Origin of the sequence: Micromonospora arida (genome assembly GCF_042873195.1) — a bacterium.
Taxonomy (GTDB): Bacteria; Actinomycetota; Actinomycetes; order Mycobacteriales; family Micromonosporaceae; genus Micromonospora; species Micromonospora arida.
Genome location: NZ_JBIALC010000001.1, coordinates 1,142,703 through 1,159,800, shown reverse-complemented (window position 1 = coordinate 1,159,800; position 17,098 = coordinate 1,142,703). Strand labels below are relative to the sequence as shown.

General features: G+C 70.4%; 16 protein-coding genes. 14 read left to right on the top strand and 2 right to left on the bottom strand.

Features of this window, described 5'->3' with window-relative positions:
* The first annotated feature begins 17 nt into the window (after nt 1–17).
* Complete coding sequence (locus ACFYP0_RS05370) at nt 18–773, top strand: SDR family NAD(P)-dependent oxidoreductase (RefSeq protein ID WP_356974893.1); 756 nt, start codon at nt 18–20, stop codon at nt 771–773.
* A 109-nt stretch (nt 774–882) separates the two neighbouring features.
* Here the strand turns inward: ACFYP0_RS05370 and ACFYP0_RS05365 are convergent, their stop codons facing one another.
* On the bottom strand, nt 883–1,602 hold the full coding sequence (locus ACFYP0_RS05365) for a hypothetical protein (RefSeq protein ID WP_356974895.1): 720 nt from the start codon (nt 1,600–1,602) through the stop codon (nt 883–885).
* A 619-nt stretch (nt 1,603–2,221) separates the two neighbouring features.
* On the opposite strand from ACFYP0_RS05365, the gene ACFYP0_RS05360 reads away from it, so the two are divergent.
* From ACFYP0_RS05360 to ACFYP0_RS05350, 3 genes are all read left to right on the top strand, one after another.
* Nucleotides 2,222–3,004 (top strand): hypothetical protein, encoded by a 783-nt coding sequence (locus ACFYP0_RS05360; RefSeq protein ID WP_386994523.1) that lies wholly within the window; start codon nt 2,222–2,224, stop codon nt 3,002–3,004.
* 239 nt (nt 3,005–3,243) lie between these two features.
* Nucleotides 3,244–4,245 (top strand): RNA polymerase subunit sigma-70, encoded by a 1,002-nt coding sequence (locus ACFYP0_RS05355; RefSeq protein WP_386994850.1) that lies wholly within the window; start codon nt 3,244–3,246, stop codon nt 4,243–4,245.
* Between the two features lie 5 nt (nt 4,246–4,250).
* Nucleotides 4,251–4,991: a DUF6069 family protein gene (locus tag ACFYP0_RS05350; protein WP_356974901.1), complete on the top strand. Its 741-nt coding sequence runs from the start codon at nt 4,251–4,253 to the stop codon at nt 4,989–4,991.
* 60 nt (nt 4,992–5,051) lie between these two features.
* Here ACFYP0_RS05350 and ACFYP0_RS05345 read toward each other — a convergent pair whose 3' ends face one another.
* Nucleotides 5,052–5,840: a FadR/GntR family transcriptional regulator gene (locus ACFYP0_RS05345; protein WP_124862076.1), complete on the bottom strand. Its 789-nt coding sequence runs from the start codon at nt 5,838–5,840 to the stop codon at nt 5,052–5,054.
* Nucleotides 5,841–6,023: 183 nt separating this feature from the next.
* Here ACFYP0_RS05345 and ACFYP0_RS05340 point away from each other — a divergent pair, with 183 nt between their 5' ends.
* The 10 genes from ACFYP0_RS05340 (at nt 6,024) to ACFYP0_RS05295 (ending at nt 17,080) form a co-directional block, all read left to right on the top strand.
* Nucleotides 6,024–7,262 carry an ABC transporter substrate-binding protein gene (locus ACFYP0_RS05340; RefSeq protein ID WP_386994520.1) on the top strand — a complete coding sequence of 413 codons (1,239 nt, stop codon included), beginning with the start codon at nt 6,024–6,026 and terminating at the stop codon, nt 7,260–7,262.
* A 75-nt stretch (nt 7,263–7,337) separates the two neighbouring features.
* Nucleotides 7,338–8,291, top strand: a complete 954-nt coding sequence (locus ACFYP0_RS05335) for a carbohydrate ABC transporter permease (protein WP_356974905.1) — start codon at nt 7,338–7,340, stop codon at nt 8,289–8,291.
* On the top strand, nt 8,288–9,103 hold the full coding sequence (locus ACFYP0_RS05330) for a carbohydrate ABC transporter permease (RefSeq protein ID WP_356974907.1): 816 nt from the start codon (nt 8,288–8,290) through the stop codon (nt 9,101–9,103). The genes ACFYP0_RS05335 and ACFYP0_RS05330 overlap by 4 nt, the downstream gene beginning before the upstream one ends.
* 7 nt (nt 9,104–9,110) lie before the next feature.
* The gene (dgoD, locus tag ACFYP0_RS05325) at nt 9,111–10,259 is read left to right on the top strand and encodes a galactonate dehydratase (RefSeq protein ID WP_356974909.1); all 1,149 of its coding nucleotides are present in this window, start codon (nt 9,111–9,113) and stop codon (nt 10,257–10,259) included.
* Nucleotides 10,260–10,290: 31 nt separating this feature from the next.
* Nucleotides 10,291–11,520: a D-mannonate dehydratase ManD gene (gene manD, locus ACFYP0_RS05320; RefSeq protein ID WP_356974911.1), complete on the top strand. Its 1,230-nt coding sequence runs from the start codon at nt 10,291–10,293 to the stop codon at nt 11,518–11,520.
* Nucleotides 11,510–12,100 carry a gluconokinase gene (locus ACFYP0_RS05315; RefSeq protein WP_356974913.1) on the top strand — a complete coding sequence of 197 codons (591 nt, stop codon included), beginning with the start codon at nt 11,510–11,512 and terminating at the stop codon, nt 12,098–12,100. Before manD ends, ACFYP0_RS05315 begins: the two co-directional genes overlap by 11 nt.
* A 56-nt stretch (nt 12,101–12,156) precedes the next feature.
* On the top strand, nt 12,157–13,863 hold the full coding sequence (locus ACFYP0_RS05310; RefSeq protein WP_356974915.1) for an ABC transporter ATP-binding protein: 1,707 nt from the start codon (nt 12,157–12,159) through the stop codon (nt 13,861–13,863).
* A complete protein-coding gene (locus tag ACFYP0_RS05305; RefSeq protein WP_356974917.1) occupies nt 13,860–15,686 on the top strand; it encodes an ABC transporter ATP-binding protein in 1,827 nt (608 codons plus the stop codon). Before ACFYP0_RS05310 ends, ACFYP0_RS05305 begins: the two co-directional genes overlap by 4 nt.
* A gap of 170 nt (nt 15,687–15,856) precedes the next feature.
* Entirely contained in the window at nt 15,857–16,435 is a 579-nt protein-coding gene (locus ACFYP0_RS05300) for a sigma-70 family RNA polymerase sigma factor (protein ID WP_356974919.1), read from the top strand.
* A gap of 183 nt (nt 16,436–16,618) precedes the next feature.
* Nucleotides 16,619–17,080: a hypothetical protein gene (locus ACFYP0_RS05295; RefSeq protein WP_124857178.1), complete on the top strand. Its 462-nt coding sequence runs from the start codon at nt 16,619–16,621 to the stop codon at nt 17,078–17,080.
* The last annotated feature ends 18 nt before the right edge of the window (nt 17,081–17,098 follow it).

The following is a 17,098-nucleotide window of genomic DNA, read 5'->3' as shown; positions in this document are numbered from 1 at the left end:
CGGAAGGGGAGAGCAGTATGCGGTGTGACGGTCTCGTGGCGGTGGTGACCGGAGGTGGATCGGGGATCGGCCTTGCCTGCGTGCGGGCGTTCGCCGCCGCCGGCGCCCGAGTGGGTGTCCTGGACCTGGAACTGGCCGGGTTGCCGGAGGATCCCGGCGTACTCGGCGTCCGGGCGGACGTGGCCGACCGGTCGTCCCTCAGCGCGGCCGTCGCCTCGGTCGCGGAGAGGTTCGGCGGCATCGACATCCTGGTGAACAACGCCGCCGTCTCGGCCGTGGGCACTGTGGAGGAGAACGACGACGAGCAGTGGAGCCGGGTACTCGACGTCAACGTCTCCGGCGTGGCCCGAACCAGCGCCGTCGCCCTGCCGTACCTGCGCCGGTCGTCGTCCGCGGCGATCGTCAACATCTCCTCGATCGCCGCGACCACCGGTCTGCCCAAACGCGCCCTGTACTCGGCGTCGAAGGGTGCCGTTCACGCCCTCACCCTCGCCATGGCCGCCGACCTGGTGACGGAGGGCGTCCGGGTCAACTGTGTCGCCCCTGGCACTGTCGACACGCCCTGGGTGGCCCGCCTGCTCGCCGGCGCGGCCGACCCGACGGCGGAGAAGCGCCAGTTGGCCGCCCGCCAGCCGACCGGCCGACTGGTGACCGCCGACGAGGTGGCCGCCGCCGTCGTCTACCTCGCCTCGCCCGCAACCGGGTCGGTGACGGGTACGTCGCTGGCCGTCGACGGAGGCATGTCCGGCCTGCGATTGCCTGCCCAGCGCTGATCGTGGCGCTACCCGAGCACTCCTAGGAGTTCGACAAGCCGGCCATGGAGATCATCAACTGCGGCGACACCCGTACCCCTACCACGTGAAGGATGGGGTTCGCCGGCCGTCAGGCAGCGTGGCGGGCGCGGCGGCGTGCTCGGAAGAAGGCGGTGTCGCCGCGCATACGATCACCCCACCAGGACCACGGAACGCTTGTCATGTACCGGCCGATCGACGCGAAGACCGGCGCGGCGTCGGCGTCGCGGCCAGTGCGCGCCAGCCCGTACGCCAAGACGTTCGCGTCGTTGAGCCAGTCGGCGTGCCGGGTGGCTGGCTGGTGAAACCACAGGGACAACGCGTTGTCGAGATCGGATTGCATGATCGGATCCTGTCGCCATCGCTGGCCGATCTCGTCGGCGGTGCTGTCCGGCGACTCGCGATCCTGCTCCCACAGCGCCCACTCGGCGGCGGCCAACACGGGCAGCACGTGCAACGGCGAGCCTGCGGGCGCTGCGGCGGCGACCGACCTGGCGAAGTCGAACATCGCCTCGTGAGAGCCGCTCCACTTCCTGCAGTGGTAGGTCAGCTTGAGGGTGTGCCCTCGCCGATGCCAGGGGTCCAGCCGGGTCAGCTCACGCCACGTCTCCTCGATGTCCTCCGTCGACGCGCTCTGGTCGATCATGAGCTTCAACTGGTTTGCCCACGGAGTGGGGTCCTCGGGTGCCAGCCGCATGGCCAGGTCGTTCACCTGTCCGGCCAGGTGCTGTAGGCGGCGGAACTCGGCCCACTGCTCTGGACGGACTGCGGCGGCCCAGTCCCCGCCGCGTACCTCCCACGCTCGTGCCATCAGGGAATGAGCACGTACGAGCTGAGCGTCCGGACAGCTGGGCGAGCGTGCCGCCCACCGGTCGGTCCAAGCGGCCTCCGTGTCGACCCGGCCGGTCGTACGGTCGACTCGGGATCCCAGCCCACCAGCGGTCGATTCGGCCAGCACGCGGACGCATCGCGCCCGGCGGTCGTAGTTTCCCCGGGTAGCAGCCATGACCTTGCGGGCAGGCTCGATGTCAGAGCCGTACCGCGCCTGCGTGCATGCCTCGCGCAGCACGGTGTCGTCCTGAGCCTGGTTGGTATCGATCTGGCGGGTGAGTAACCGCCACACAGTCGAGATCACAATCGAAGAGGATAAGCGTCGTTCGCGTGTGTGTCCGGCCCGGAGCCGGCCCCGCGTGAGCCTGTCCAGCGGTCGTGCAGACCACCGTGTACGGGCAGGGGCCGTGACGAGAATCAGGTCTGGCCTGCGGCTGCCGAACGCCAGATCGGGTGCGTGACATGATTGCGCCATGGGGAAACAGCAGGACGTCGGCGCATCCGACCGTCACAGCGAGTCCGGCACCACCGCCCACCGTCCGATCGGTGGCAGCGTTGACGCTCGGCTCGCCCTCGCCCAAGACCCCACAACGCCACAAATGACCCTTATCGACCTGGCGTCCGACCCATCGGAGCTGGTCCGCAAGGCGGTCGCCTCGCGGGCCGACGCACCCGCGCAGGCCCTTCGACCGCTCACCCGCGACCATGATCGTCAGGTCCGGGAGGCAGTGGCGAGGAACCCCTCCACGTCGATCGCCAACCTCATGCGCCTGGTCAAGGACGCCGACCGGTGGGTCCGCTGGGCGGTCGCCGGCAACCCGGCCTGTGACGAGTCGATCCGCAAGGTCATGTCGGAAACCTCGGACAAGGAGCTTCGCGGCCTCCTCGCGGAGAGTCGTGAGCTGGAGCCGGAGCTGGCCGCCAAGCTGATCGACGACGTGTCACCCGAGGTACGGGAACGACTCGGCACGCACACCCACGACCCCGACGTGATCAACGCCCTGCTGGCCGATCGCACCGCACGCGTACGCAAGGGGGTTGCCCGCAACCCGCGGACCACCGCCGCGCAGCGCAGTGCGCTCGCCGCGGACCCGGTGGTCGACGTCCGTGCCGCGCTGGTGCGGGCCGTCGAGCTGAGCGAGGCGGACCTGGCCCGTCTGGTCGACGACCGCGCGGTGCAGGTCCGACTGGCGATGGCGACGTCCGAGTTCGTTCCGCCGCACATCCGGGAGACGCTTACTCGCGATGCCGACGAGATGGTGGCCAGCGCGGCACGGGACTACCGCCCCGGCGCCGGCAACGCCTCCGCCGTGCGGGCACCCCGCATCGCGCACCGGCCCTCCGCCGGTGCGGGCCGATCGGGTGGCGGCACCGCGCGGTAGGACCACGCTCGCGCGTCACCGCTTTAACCAAGATCAGGTGATGAAAAGTAGCGTCCAGGCACCTTCCTGACCTATTTTTCATCACCTGATCATCGTGCTCCGGCATGGGAAGTCGCGATCGCCGGGGCCCACTCTCCGCGTCGACCCTCGCGAGGATGACGTCCGCTCACTCCAGTGATGAGTTGTCGCGTCCGCGCCCGTCATACCTACGACAGGACATGACGAGGCGGAAGGATGACGTGATGAGTGCGGACACGCGGCTGGAGGAGCTGGGCGTGAGTGGTCTGGGCGAGGTCGACGAGCCGGCGTTCTCGGGGCTGGCGCAGCGGCACCGGCGGGAGTTGCACGTGCACTGCTACCGGATGCTCGGCTCGTTCGAGGACGCCGAGGACACCGTGCAGGAGACGTTCCTGCGTGCCTGGCGGCGGCGGGAGACCTTCGAAGGGCGGTCGACGTTCCGGGCCTGGCTGTACCGCATCGCCACCAACGCCTGCCTGGATCTGCTCGCCAAGCGCCGCCCGGAGCCGGCGACCGGCGGCGAGGTGCTGTGGTTGCAGCCCTACCCGGACCGGTTGCTCGACGAGCTGCCCGCCGGCGACGCGGACGAGCCGGAGACCGTCGCCGTCGCGCGGGAGACGATCGAGCTGGCGTACCTGGTCGCGGTCCAGCACCTCGCGCCGCGTCCACGGGCCGTGCTGATTCTGCGGGACGTGCTCGGCTGGCCAGCCAGGGACGTCGCGGAGCTCCTCGGGGACTCGGTCAACTCGGTGAACAGCGCGCTGCAGCGGGCTCGCGCCGGCATGCGGGAGCACCTGCCCGCCGAGCGGCAGGACTGGACCGGCGGCGACGAGGACGCCGGCACGCGCGAGCTGGTGCGCCGCTTCACCGACGCCAGCGTGGCCACGAACGTCGACGCGCTCGCAGCCATGCTGCGGGACGACGTCCGCTACTCGATGCCGCCCACGCCGGGCCTGTACGTCGGCCGTGACGCGGTGGTGAACAGCTGGGTCGAGGACGGCTTCGATGGCATGAAGGGCCTGCGTGCGGTCCCCACCTCGGTGAACCGCCAGCCCGCCGTCGCCTTCTACCACTGGCGGGAGCAGGAGGGCGCGTACCTGCCGTTGACGATCGACGTCCTGCGCATCACCGGCGGCGCGATCACCGAGGTCTTCATCTTTCACGACGACCAGTTCCCGCGGCTCGGGCTGCCGGAACGTCTGCCGGCGGACGGCACGGAGTAGTCCCCGTGCGGACGCTCACGCTGCGCGGTGGCGCGCGTGCCGAGGTGGTCGCGGCGGAGTGGCACGACGCGTTCGGCGTGGTCACCCGCGGGCGGGTGCAGTTGGAGCTGCGCGACGGCGAGCCCGGGCCGGTCCTCGGGCGCGATGCCGGCTTCTGGCTGCGCGGCACCGGCGTCCGCGCGCTGCGTAACCCCGACCGTCGTACGGCGAGAGTGCGTGTCTTCACGCCCGGTGCCGTCACACGCCAGGCAACACATTCCGTACGCCAGGCTCCGTATGAAGGAGACGACATGAACAGCATGAAGGACACCGGGATCGTCGCCGGTCCGGCATCGGGCCTACCCCGCTACACGCACCGATTCCGTGGGCTCGCCGGCACCGGATTGATTGCCACGCTCGCGGCGATGGTGAGCACCACCCTCGCCGCCGCGTTGGCCCGGGCAGCTGGCGTCGACTTCGAGATCCCCGATGGTGGCGAGACGATTCCGTTGTCCGGCTTCGCCGTGGTGACCGGCTTCTTCTCGATCGTGGGCGTCGTCATCGCCGTGGCTCTGCTCCGGTGGAGCGCTCGACCCGCCGACCGTTTCGTGTGGACGGCGGTGGCCTTGACCGTGATCTCGCTGGTCCCGCCCCTGATCTCCGGGGCGAACGCGGCCACCGTCACCGCGCTGGTCGGGCTGCACCTCGTCGCTGCGGCGGTGGTGATCCCCGTCCTGACACGGAGCCTGCGTACCCGGACCGACTGACGACAGCTCGCGCCCACCGAAACCGCGCAGGGGGCCGGCCCATCGGGCCGGCCCCCGGCCTCATGCGCCGCTCGTCGGGCCGCCAACCGCGTCCCGGTCAGGTGGGCCGGTCTGCTCCCACAGTGACTTCATCTCGTCGAAGGCCTGCTCCATCAACTGCACCATCGCCTGCCGGGCACGCTCCCCGTCGCGCCGCTGGATCGCCTGGGCGACGTCGGCGTGCATCTGGAGGGCCTGCTCATGCGGGTGGTGCGGCATGAGGTGGTGCTTGTGCCGGCCGGTGAGCACCTCCGCGACCAGCTCCTGGAGCCGGACGAACATCTCGTTGCCGGAGGCGAGCAGGACGCGCCGATGAAACTCGATGTCGAGGTGCAGGAACCGCTCCTCGTCACCGGCCTCGCCGGCCGCCCACATCTTCGCCGCCAGGCCGACCAGGTCACTCGCTTCGTCGCGGCCGATCCGGCTGGCGGCCAGGTAGGCCGCGTGCGGCTCGACGGCGGTGCGCAGCTCGGTGATCGAGCGGAGCTGGGCCATCCGGCCGGCCGAGGCGAGACGCCAGCGGATCACCTGCGGGTCGAAGACGTTCCACGCGCTCGCCGGTCGGATCATCACACCTACCCGTCGGCGCGCCTCGATGAATCCGATCGAGGCCAGCACTCGCAGCACCTCGCGGACGACCGAACGGGACACGGCGTAGCGGTCGACCAGCTCGTCGATGTTGAGGACCGATCCGGGTGCCAACTCGCCGCCGCAGATGGCGGTGCCGAGGTGTTCGAGGACGCGCGCGTGCAGCCCGGACTCGGCGGGGAGGGCCGGAGCGGCTGCAACCTCTGGTGAGGACGGTTCCACTCAAAGATCATATCATTTGCATCAACCTCTTGAGGTAATCAGCTTTTTCGGCCTAGCATCCCGATGTTAAGCGGATGTAACACCGAGGTAGCGGCTCTCTCGGGGGCGGCGACCACGACAGAAGGAGAGACAAGCGTGCGACGTCGATCGATAATCGGCACTTCTCTGGCTGTGGTCACCGCCATGAGCCTGGCCGCATGCGGCGGCGATGGCGGCGGCGAGGGCTCGAAGACCGTTCGCGTGACACTTGTCAACCACGTGTGGACCGAGAACATCAAGAAGGCCCTGCCGGAGTTCGAGAAGCAGTCCGGCCTCAAGGTCGAAGTCACCCAGCTCGGCGAGGACCAGCTCTCCGACCAGTACAACGTCAAGCTGAACGCCGGGTCCACCGACCTCGACGTGATGATGTACCGGCCCCTGCAGGAGGGGAAGCTGTTCGGCAAGAACAAGTACCTCGCCGACCTGAGCGAGAAGGTCAAGTCCGACAGCGCCTTCGAGTTCGGTGACTTCCAGGCTGGGCCGGTGCAGGCGACGACCTATGAGGACAAGGTCGTCGGCCTGCCGATCATCACCGAGCAGGAGGTCCTCTACTACCGCAAGGACCTTCTGACGAAGTCCGGCTTCACCGCGCCGCCCAAGACCCTCGACGAGCTCAAGGCGCAGGCCGCGAAGATCGAGGCCGACAACCCGGGCGTCGCCGGCTTCGTCGCCCGTACCGGCAAGGCCGCCGCGGTCACGCAGTTCTCCAGCTTCCTCTTCAGCTTCGGCGGCGACTTCGTGGACGCCAGCGGGAAGGCCACTGTCAACACCGAGCAGGCCAAGCAGGCGTACGCCTACTACGGCGGGCTGCTCAGGGACCACGGCCCGGAGAACATCAGCACCGACATGAGCTGGTCGGAGGCGATGGCGATCTTCACGCAGGGCAAGGCCGCCTTCTACACCGAGGCCAACTCGCTCTACAAGAACGCCACCGACCCGACCAAGTCCAAGGTCGTCGACTCCGTCGGCTTCGCCGCCTTCCCGGCCGGCCCGGCGGGATCGAAGCCGTACAACATCCCCTCCTGGGCGCTCGGCATGAACGACAGCTCGGAGAACAAGGACAACGCCTGGAAGTTCATCCAGTGGGCGGCCGGCAAGGAGCAGGCGCTGGCGCAGCAGACGGCCGGCGTACCCGGTGCCCGTACCTCGGTCTGGGCCAACCCGGCGAGCACCGCGACCCTGCCGAAGGACCTTGCCGAGGCCAACACGGTCAGCACCGCCAACGGCGTCGGGCACGACCGTCCGCTGGTGGTCAAGGTGGCTGAGGCGCGGGAGATCGTCGGCCAGCCGATCGTCGACGCGATCACCGGCAAGGACGCCGCCAGCTCGGCGGACGCGGCGAACGCGGCGTTCCAGAAGTTCCTCGACGACGAGGCGAAGTAACCCACGCGCAGGGCGGCGGGGCCGACCGGCTCCGCCGCCTCGCCGGGACCTGACCCCTCCAACCCGGAGATCTCAATGTCAGCGGTTCTCACCCCCCGTACCGATTCGCCCGAGGCCCCCGCGGCGTCCCTGGATACGACGTCGGCCTGGTCGCGTTGGGCCAACGAACACCGCAAGTGGCTCTTCGCTGCACCCGCCATGGCGTTCGTCGCCGTGTTGATCATCTTTCCGGTGGCGTGGACCGGGTACCTGAGCCTGACCGACGCCGAGGGTTCGGTACGCGCCGAGTCCGAGTTCATCGGTTTCCAGAACTACCTCGACGTGCTCACCGACACCGACCGGTTCTGGCCGGCGGTCTGGCGTACGGTCCTCTTCACCGGCGTCGTGTTGTTCTTCGAGGTCATTCTCGGCATGGCGATCGCCCTGCTGCTGTGGCGGCCCTTCCGCGGTGAGAAGTGGGTCCGCGTCGCGATCCTCCTGCCGCTGGTGGCCACTCCGGTGGCGGTCGGCATGATGTGGCGCCTGATCTTCGACCCCAACATCGGGATGGCGAACCAACTGCTCGGCTGGATCGGCATCGGCCCCCAACCCTGGCTGGCCGGGCAGCACTCGGCCCTGCCGACGACGATGTTCATCGACATCTGGCAGTGGACCCCGATGGTCGTGCTGATCCTGCTCGCCGGGCTCACCTCGCTGTCCGACGAGCCCCAGGAGGCGGCCCGGATCGACGGCGCCAGCAGTTGGCAGCGGTTCCGGCACGTCACCCTCCCGCTGCTGATGCCCACGGTGATCGTCGCCATCCTGCTACGTGGCATCGACGCGTTGAAGACGTTCGACATCCTCTACGCCACCAAGGGGCGCGGCGGCGGATCGTTCCACGAGGTCGAGACCCTCAACGTGTACGCGTACGGCCTCAGCTTCGACTACAACGACTACGGCGTCTCCTCGACCGTCCTCATCATCTTCTTCCTGATCATCATCGGGGTGATGTGGGCCCTCACCTATCGCAAGAAGGGGCTGGGCCGATGAAGCCGAGCAAGCCGTACCGGGTGTTCCGCAACTCGGCTCTCGTCGTCGTGGTGCTCGCACTGATGGCGCCGCTGCTCTGGATGATCGCCGCGTCGTTCAAGACCAACGTGGACATCTACGACACCGCCAAGGCGTTCGTCTTCTCGCCCAGCCTGAAGAACTACGAGACCGTCCTCCAGCAGGCCAACTATCTCGAGTTCATCGGCAACAGCCTCTGGGTGGCGTTCGCGGCCACCACGCTCTCGCTTCTGCTGGGGGTGCCCGCCGCCTACTCGATGAGCCGCTTCAACATGAAGAAGTCGGCGCTCGTCGTGCTCATGGCCCGGGTGATCCCGGGCGTCTCGCTCCTGGTGCCCTGGTACTACGTCTTCTCGAACCTGAAGCTGGTCGGCGGGTTCAGCGTGCTGATCCTGAGCCACATGTTCGTGTCGCTGCCGCTGATCGTCTACATCATGATGGGCTACTTCGACGGCCTGCCGACCGAGCTGGAGGAGGCGGCGCTGGTCGACGGGCTGACCCACATCGGCGCCTTCCGGCGGATCACCCTGCCGCTGTCGGTGCCCGGCGTCGCGACCGCCGGCATCCTCTCGTTCATCTTCTCCTGGAACAACTTCATGTTCGCCCTGGTGCTCTCCGGCTCCGACACCAAGACGCTGCCCGTGGCGATCTTCGACTTCGTCGGCTACGCCAGCATCGACTGGGGCGGCCTGATGGCCGCCGCGACAGTGGTCACCCTGCCGATCATGCTGATCGCCCTGTTCGTGCAGAAGTACGTCGTCTCCGGCCTCACCGCCGGTGCCACGAAGGGCTGACCGCGACATGACGACGATCGCGAAGGTGGAGACGTTCCTGGTCGCGCCCCGCTGGCTGTTCGTCCGGATCGAGACTGAGTCCGGCATCGTCGGCTGGGGCGAGGCGACCTGCGAGGGTCGGTCCGAGACCGTGCGCACTGCCGTCCAGCAACTCAGCGAGCTGCTGACGGGACGGGACGCCCTGCGCATCGAGGACCACTGGCAGGTGCTGACCAAGGGGTCCTTCTACCGGGGCGGCCCGATCCTGGCCAGCGCGGTGTCCGGTCTGGACCAGGCGCTCTGGGACATCGCCGGTAAGCACTACGGCGCTCCCGTGCACCAGCTCCTCGGTGGGCCGGTCCGGGATCGGATCCGGGTCTACGGCTGGATCGGTGGTGACGAGCCCGCCGAGATCCGCGACCAGATCAGCGCCCGGATCGAGGCGGGCCTGACCGCGGTGAAGATGAACGCGTCCGGGCGGATGGGCGCGCTCGCCTCGGTCGCCGACCTCGACGCGGTGGTGCAGCGGGTGGCCGTCGCCCGCGAGGTCCTCGGCGACGACCGCGACGTCGCTGTCGACTTCCACGGCCGGTTCACACTCGCCAACGTCCGGCGGGTCGCCCCGCTGCTGGAGCCGTACCGGCCGTTCTTCCTGGAAGAACCGGTGGTGCCGGAGAACTCGCACCTCATCGGTGAGGTCGTCCGCTGCACCACCACCCCCATCTCGACGGGGGAGCGGCTCTACAGCCGGCAGGAGTTCCTGCCCGTGTTGCAGGCCGGCATCGCCGTGGCCCAGCCGGACCTCGCGCACGCCGGCGGCATCACCGAGGTTCGCAAGATCGGCACGTTGGCCGAGCTGTACGACGTGCAGATCGCCCCGCACTGCCCGCTCGGGCCCATCGCCCTCGCCGCCTGCCTCCAGGTCGGCTTCGCCACACCCAACTTCCTGATCCAGGAACAGAGCATCGGCATCCACTACAACCAGGGCGCCGAGGTGCTCGACTACTGCCTCGACCAGACCCCGCTGACCTTCGTCGACGGGTACGTGCAGCGGTTGACCGCGCCCGGTCTCGGCATCGAGATCGACGAACACGCCGTGCGGACCGCGGACAAGCGCGGGCACGCCTGGCGCAGCCCGACCTGGCGGCACCCCGACGGCTCCTACGCGGAGTGGTGAGACCCCGACCGGCAAGAACGAAAGGCACCCCGTGAAGATCGTCGCAGCGGACATCATCGTGACCAGCCCCGACCGGAACTTCGTCACCCTCAAGATCACCACTGATGAGGGCATCACCGGTCTGGGCGACGCCACGCTCAACGGCCGCGAACTCTCCGTCGCCTCCTACCTGCGCGACCACGTCGCCCCGCTGCTGATGGGACGGGACCCGCACCGGATCGAGGACACCTGGCAGTTCCTCTACCGCTCGGCGTACTGGCGGCGGGGCCCGGTCACCATGGCGGCCATCGCCGCGGTGGACGTCGCGCTCTGGGACATCAAGGCCAAGGCCGCGGGCATGCCGCTGTACCAACTGCTGGGCGGCGCGTCCCGCACCGGCATCATGGCGTACGGGCACGCGTCGGGGCGGGACATCCCCGAGCTGTTCGACTCGATCCGTCGCCACCTCGACGAGGGCTTCCGGTCGATCCGGGTGCAGACCTCGGTGCCGGGGATCAACGCGGTCTACGGCGTGGCCGCACAACCCAGTTCCACCGGCCAGCGCTACGACTACGAGCCCGCGCAGCGCACCCCGCTGCCCGCCGAGGAGGACTGGGACACCCGCGCGTACCTGCGCCACCTGCCGTCGGTCTTCGAGGCGGTGCGCGGCGAGTTCGGCCCGGAGTTGCCGCTGCTGCACGACGGTCACCACCGGATGACCCCGATCCAGGCCGCCAAGCTCGGCAAGGCCCTCGAACCGTACGACCTGTTCTGGCTGGAGGACTGCACCCCGGCCGAGAACCAGGAGGCGCTGCGGCTGGTCCGCCAGCACACCACCACCCCGCTGGCCATTGGTGAGGTCTTCAACACGGTCTGGGACTACCAGACCCTGATCCGGGAGCAGTTGATCGACTACGTCCGGTCGGCGGTCACCCACACCGGCGGCATCACCGCCATGCGCAAGCTGCTCGACTTCGCCGCCCAGTACCAGATCAAGTCCGGCATCCACGGACCCACCGACATCTCCCCGGTGGGCATGGCCGCGGCCCTGCACCTGGACCTGGCGGTCCACAACTTCGGGATCCAGGAGTACATGAAGCACACCCCGCTGGCCAACGAGGTGTTCCGGCAGTCGTTCACCTTCACCGACGGCTACCTGCACCCGGGCGACCAACCGGGGCTCGGGGTGGAGCTCGACGAGGAGGCGGCGGCACGGTTCCCGTACGAGCCGGCGTACCTGCCGTTCAACCGGCTCAAGGACGGCACGGTCCATGACTGGTGAGCGGCGCGGCGCCCGGCCCACCCGGCATGTCGTGGTGATGGGCGTCTCCGGGGCCGGCAAGACCACTGTGGCGCGTGGGATCGGCGCGGCGACGGGGCTGACATTCGCCGAGGCGGACGAGTTCCACTCCCCGCAGAACGTGGCGCGGATGCGCTCCGGCGTACCGCTGGACGACACCACCCGGTGGCCCTGGCTGCGGGACATCGCCGGGTGGATCACCGATCGCGGCGCCGAGGGCCACTCGACGGTGCTGGCCTGCTCGGCGTTGAAGCGGTCGTACCGGGACGTGCTCCGTCAGGGCCCGCTCCGGGTGGACTTCGTGCACCTGGACGGGCCGGTGGAGGTCATCCGAGCCCGATTGGCCCGGCGCGAGGGGCATTACATGCCGGCCAGTCTGCTGGAGTCGCAGCTCGCCACGCTGGAACCGGCCGAGCCGGACGAGTCGGTGCTCGTACTCGATGTCTCGCTGGCCCCGGAGGCGCTGGTCGCGGCGGCCGTCAAGGGTCTCGGTCTGCCGGCTGCGGTGCCGTCGGGGGATTACCGGGACCGCGGGTCAAATCCCACGTCGGGGGCATGTTAGGTTAGCCTGCCCTAATCATAAGTGGAGTCCGTCGCCGTGCCCTCATCGATCCGAGCATGACAGTCGCCGAGACCACCGGTGGCGTGGTGCTCCGTCGCGCGCTGCGTCGACAGCGCGCCCGGGTGGCCGGCGGCATCGCGCTGCTCTGCACCCACCAGGCCACCGAAGCCCTCGTCCCGGTGGCCATCGGCGTGGTCATCGACCGTGCGGTGGCCACCGGGGACGTCCGGGCACTGCTGCTCTCGCTGGCCGGCCTGGCCGCCCTGTTCACAGTGCTCGCCTTCGCCTACCGGGCCGGCGCACGACTGGCGTTCGCCGCCGTCGAACACGAGGCGCACGCCACCCGGGTCGAGATCGTCCGCAGCGCCCTCGATCCGCGTGGACGCCGGTCCGGCATGCGCGACGGTGAACTGCTCTCCGTGACGGCCTCCGACGCCGAGCTGTCCGCGCTCGTCGTGCGGGTCGCGGGACTCACCGCCGCGGCGCTCACCGCCATCGTGGTCGCGGCCGTCGCGCTGCTCGTCGTCGACATTCCTCTCGGCCTCGGGGTGCTCATCGGCGTACCCCTGCTCGTCTTCGCCCTCCAGCGGATGGCGCCGCTGCTCACCCGGCGCAGCACGTCGCAGCAGGAGGCGCTCGCCGCCACGACCGCCCTCGCCGTCGACCTCGTCAGCGGCCTGCGCGTGCTGCGCGGCATCGGCGCACAGGACCACGCCGCCCGGCGGTACGCGGGAGCCAGCCGTCACGCGCTCGACGTCACCCTCCGCGCCGCCACCACCAAGGGTCTGCACCTCGGGCTCACCACCACTGTCAACGGCCTCTTCCTCGCCACGGTCGCCGGATTCGCCGGTTGGCTCGCACTACAGGGCCGGCTCACCATCGGCGAGCTCGTCGCCGTGGTCGGGCTGGCCCAGTTCATCGCCGAGCCGGTGCAGACGCTCGGGTACTGCGTCCAGCTGTTCGCCATGGCCCGAGCCTCCGCGGGGCGGGTTGCCCGGGTCCTCGGCGCCGCGCCGGCCGTCCAGCCGGGCGACGCCGGGCCGCCCGCCCCGAGCCCCTCCCGGCTCACCCTCGACGGGGTCTCGTACGCGGGCCTCGACGACGTCAGCCTGCGCGTCCACGCCGGTGAGATCCTGGGCGTGCTCGCCTACGACCCGAGCGAGGCTGAGGCGCTGGTCGCGCTGCTGGCCGGTCGGGTGCCCCGCGCGGACCACCGGGGGACGATCCGCGTCGACGACGTGCCCGCCGACGATCTGCACATCGACGCCGCGCGCACCGTGGTCCTGGTCGAGCAGCATGACGTGGCCCTGTTCGAGGGGACCCTGCGCGCCAATCTCAGCGCCGGCGCCTCCGTCGACGACGAGGTGCTGCGTGCCGCCGTGCGGGCTGCCGCAGCCGAGGACGTGCTCGCCGCGCACCCACACGGATTCGACCGCCTGCTCACCGAACGCGGAGCGAACCTCTCCGGTGGGCAGCGGCAGCGGATCGGGCTCGCGAGGGCGCTCGTCGCCGATCCGCCGGTGCTGGTGCTGCACAACCCCACCACGGCGGTCGACGCGGTGACCGAGGGGTTGCTCGCCACCAGGTTGGCCGGGGCGCGCGGGGCGGGAAACCGCGGCACGGTGTTGATCACCACCAGCCCGGCGCTGCTGCGGATCACCGATCGGGTCGCGGTGATCGACCGGGGACGGGTCGTCGTCGAGGGTCCGCACGAGCGGTTGCTCGCCAGCGACGCCCGCTACCGGGAGGAAACCCTGCGATGACGTCCGAGCCGATCACCCGGCACCTGCTGCCGACGGCCACCGGCCGGCAGACCTGGGTCGCTCTCCGTACCGAGCTGGCGCTCCTGCCGGGGCTCAGCGCCGTCGCCGGCACGTTGCTGGTCGTCGCCGCCGCGACCGGGCTGGTCGCCCCCTGGGTCCTCGGGCGCCTCGTCGACGACGTCATCGCCGGGACCGACACGCCCCGGGTGATCGCCTGGGCCGCCGTGATCGCGGGCGCCGCCGTGATCGCGGGGCTCCTCACCGCGGCCGGAGCGGCGGTCGCCGCGCGCCTCGGCGAGACCGTGCTGGCCCGACTCCGGGAGCGGGTCCTCGACCGCGCCCTGCACCTGCCGTCGGCCACCCTGGAGCGAGCCGGGACCGGGGACCTGGTGGCCCGTGCCGGCGACGACGTGGCAGTGGTGACGAATGTGATCGCCACCAGCGGCCCCGCCTTCCTCGGCGCGCTGCTGTCCGTCGTGCTGACCGCGGCGGGGCTCTTCGCCCTCGACTGGCGGCTCGGCATCGCCGGCTTGGCCGCGGCCCCGGCGTACGCGGTGGCGCTGCGCTGGTACCTCAAGCGGTCGGTGCCGTACTACGCCCGCGAGCGGGTGGCGACGGGCGAGCGCGCGCAGGCGACGGCCGAGGCGCTGCGGGGGGCGGCCACCGTGCGTGCCTACCGGATGGAGGACGCCCACGTCGCGCGGATCGCGGAGCGCTCCGGCGTCGCCCGCGACCTGTCGCTGGAGATCTTCGGTCTCTACACCCGCTTCGGCCTGCGCATCAACCGCTCGGAGTTCGTGGGACTCGCCGCCGTGCTGCTCGCCGGCTTCCTGCTGGTACGCGGTGACCTGGCCACCATCGGCGCCGCCACCACTGCCGCCCTCTACTTCCACCGCCTCTTCAACCCCATCGGCCTGCTGCTGTTCGAGTCGGACTCGGTGTTGCAGGCCGGGGCCAGCCTGGCCCGACTCGTCGGGGTCACCACCCTGCCGGACACCGCGACCCCCGCCGGCACCGAGCCCAACCGCCACGATCGGGGCGTACCGGCGGCACTGGAGGTGACCGTCGGGCAGCACCGCTACGACGACGGGCCGGTGGTGCTGCGGGACATCCGCCTGCGTCTCGCCCCCGGGGAGCGCGTCGCCCTGGTCGGCGCGAGCGGCGCGGGCAAGAGCACCCTCGCCGGCATCATCGCCGGCATCATCGCGCCCACCGACGGCGCGGTGACCCTGCGCGGCGTGCCGCTGACACAGCTCGACGAGCACCGCCTCCGTCGCGAGATCGCCCTGATCAGCCAGGAGGTGCACGTCTTCGCCGGGCCGCTCGCCGACGACCTGCGCCTCGCCGACCCGGACGCCACCGACGCCGAGATCGCCGCCGCCCTCGACCTCGTCGGCGCCACCGAGTGGGTGCGGACCCTGCCGGAGGGCCTCGCCACCGCGGTGGGGGAGGGTGGGCGGCAGCTCACCTCGGCCCAGGCCCAGCAGCTCGCGCTGGCCCGCCTCATCCTCGCCGATCCGGCCGTCGCGATCCTCGACGAGGCCACCGCCGAGGCGGGCAGCGCGGGCGCGCGCGACCTCGACCGCGCCGCCGTGGCGGCCACCGAGGGCCGTACCACGCTGATCGTCGCCCACCGACTCAGCCAGGCGGCCACCGCGGACCGCATCGTCGTCCTCGACCAGGGGCGCGTCGCCGAGCACGGCACGCACGCCGAACTGCTCAGGGCCAAGGGCGGGTACAGCCAGCTGTGGCGCTCGTGGAGCATGCCCGACCCCGTGGTCCCGAGAGAACGCGAGAGCGCGGACCAGCCCGTCTGGAGCTGAGCGGCCCCGGTTCCCGTCACCTCGGACATCCGCGAGATCAGTCGAACGTGGGAACCTCGGGAACTTTTCCGGACCGGCCGGCGACCACCAGAGTGCGCGGCCGACCGGCGGCGTTCCGACGACGGCCTCTCGGCATGAAGGAGCGCCCGTGGCACACAGGACGGTGGTCTGTGCGGAACGGCGTCGCTGACGACGACCAGGTGACCCGGTGGGCACGGGAGGCGGGCCAGGGTGACCGGCAGGCCGCCACGGCGTTCATCCGGGCCCTACAGGACCAGGTCTGGCGGTTCCTTTCGCACCTGGCCGGGCCGGGAGAGGCCGACGACCTGACCCAGGAGACGTTCCTACGGGCGATTCGCAACCTGCCCGGCTTCGCCGGTCGCTCGTCGGCCCGTACCTGGGTGTTCACCATCGCCCGGCGCGTTGCCGTGGACCACGTCCGGACGGCGGTGGCCCGGCCGAGGATGGCGTCGGTGCCAGACTGGCAGGCGGCGGCCGAGGCCGCCGGCGCGATCACCGCCGGTGCCGACGAGGGCGTGACCCTGCACCAGTTGATCGCCGGACTGACCCCGGAGCGCCGCGAGGCGTTCGTCGCGACCCAGGTGCTCGGCCTGTCCTACGTCGAGGCGGCGGACGTCTGCCAGTGCCCCGTCGGCACGATCCGTTCCCGGGTCGCCCGGGCGCGCGAGGATCTCGTCGCCGCCTGGCAGGCCGACATCGACCCGAGCCACGGGCGACGGACCGGCTGAGGGTGGATCCCACAGTCGCCGTGCGGCGATCCTGACAGCGTCGGTGAGAACGCCGTGGAACTCACACCGGACGACGTCGTCACATCCTCCACCGACTGCTGGGCGACGCCACCTGACGTGGGGACCGGCCCCGCATGATCAACGGGATGGACGAGGGGGGCCGCGCTTCCTAAGATCACGCCGGTGAACACCGAACCGCTCAACGTCGCCGGCGTAGCTGGCCCGATCGTCATCGCCACCAAGGCATTCTTCGGCCACCCTGCCGTCACCGTCGGCGGAGTGCCGGCCCCCAGGACGGGTAGACGCTACGCGTTGCCGGCAGTGGACGGTGGTGTCGTCCAGGCCACGGTACGCAACGTTCTCGCCGACCCTTACCCGACCGTGGAGGTCAACGGTGTGCAGCACCGGACCGGGCCTCCCATGCCGATCTTTCTGCGCATCCTGGTTCTGCTGCCGATCCTGCTGTTCACCGTCGGTGGCATCCTGGGCGCGCTGGTCGGTGCGTTGGGCGTCTGGGCGAACCTGACGCTCGCCCACACCCGGATGACAACCGCCGTCAAGGCGCTCGCCATGGTCGGCGTCGGTATCGGCACGGTCATCGTCTGGCTCGCCGTCGCCGTCGCGCTGAACGCGGCGCTCAGCTAGGCCGCCAAGCACCTCACC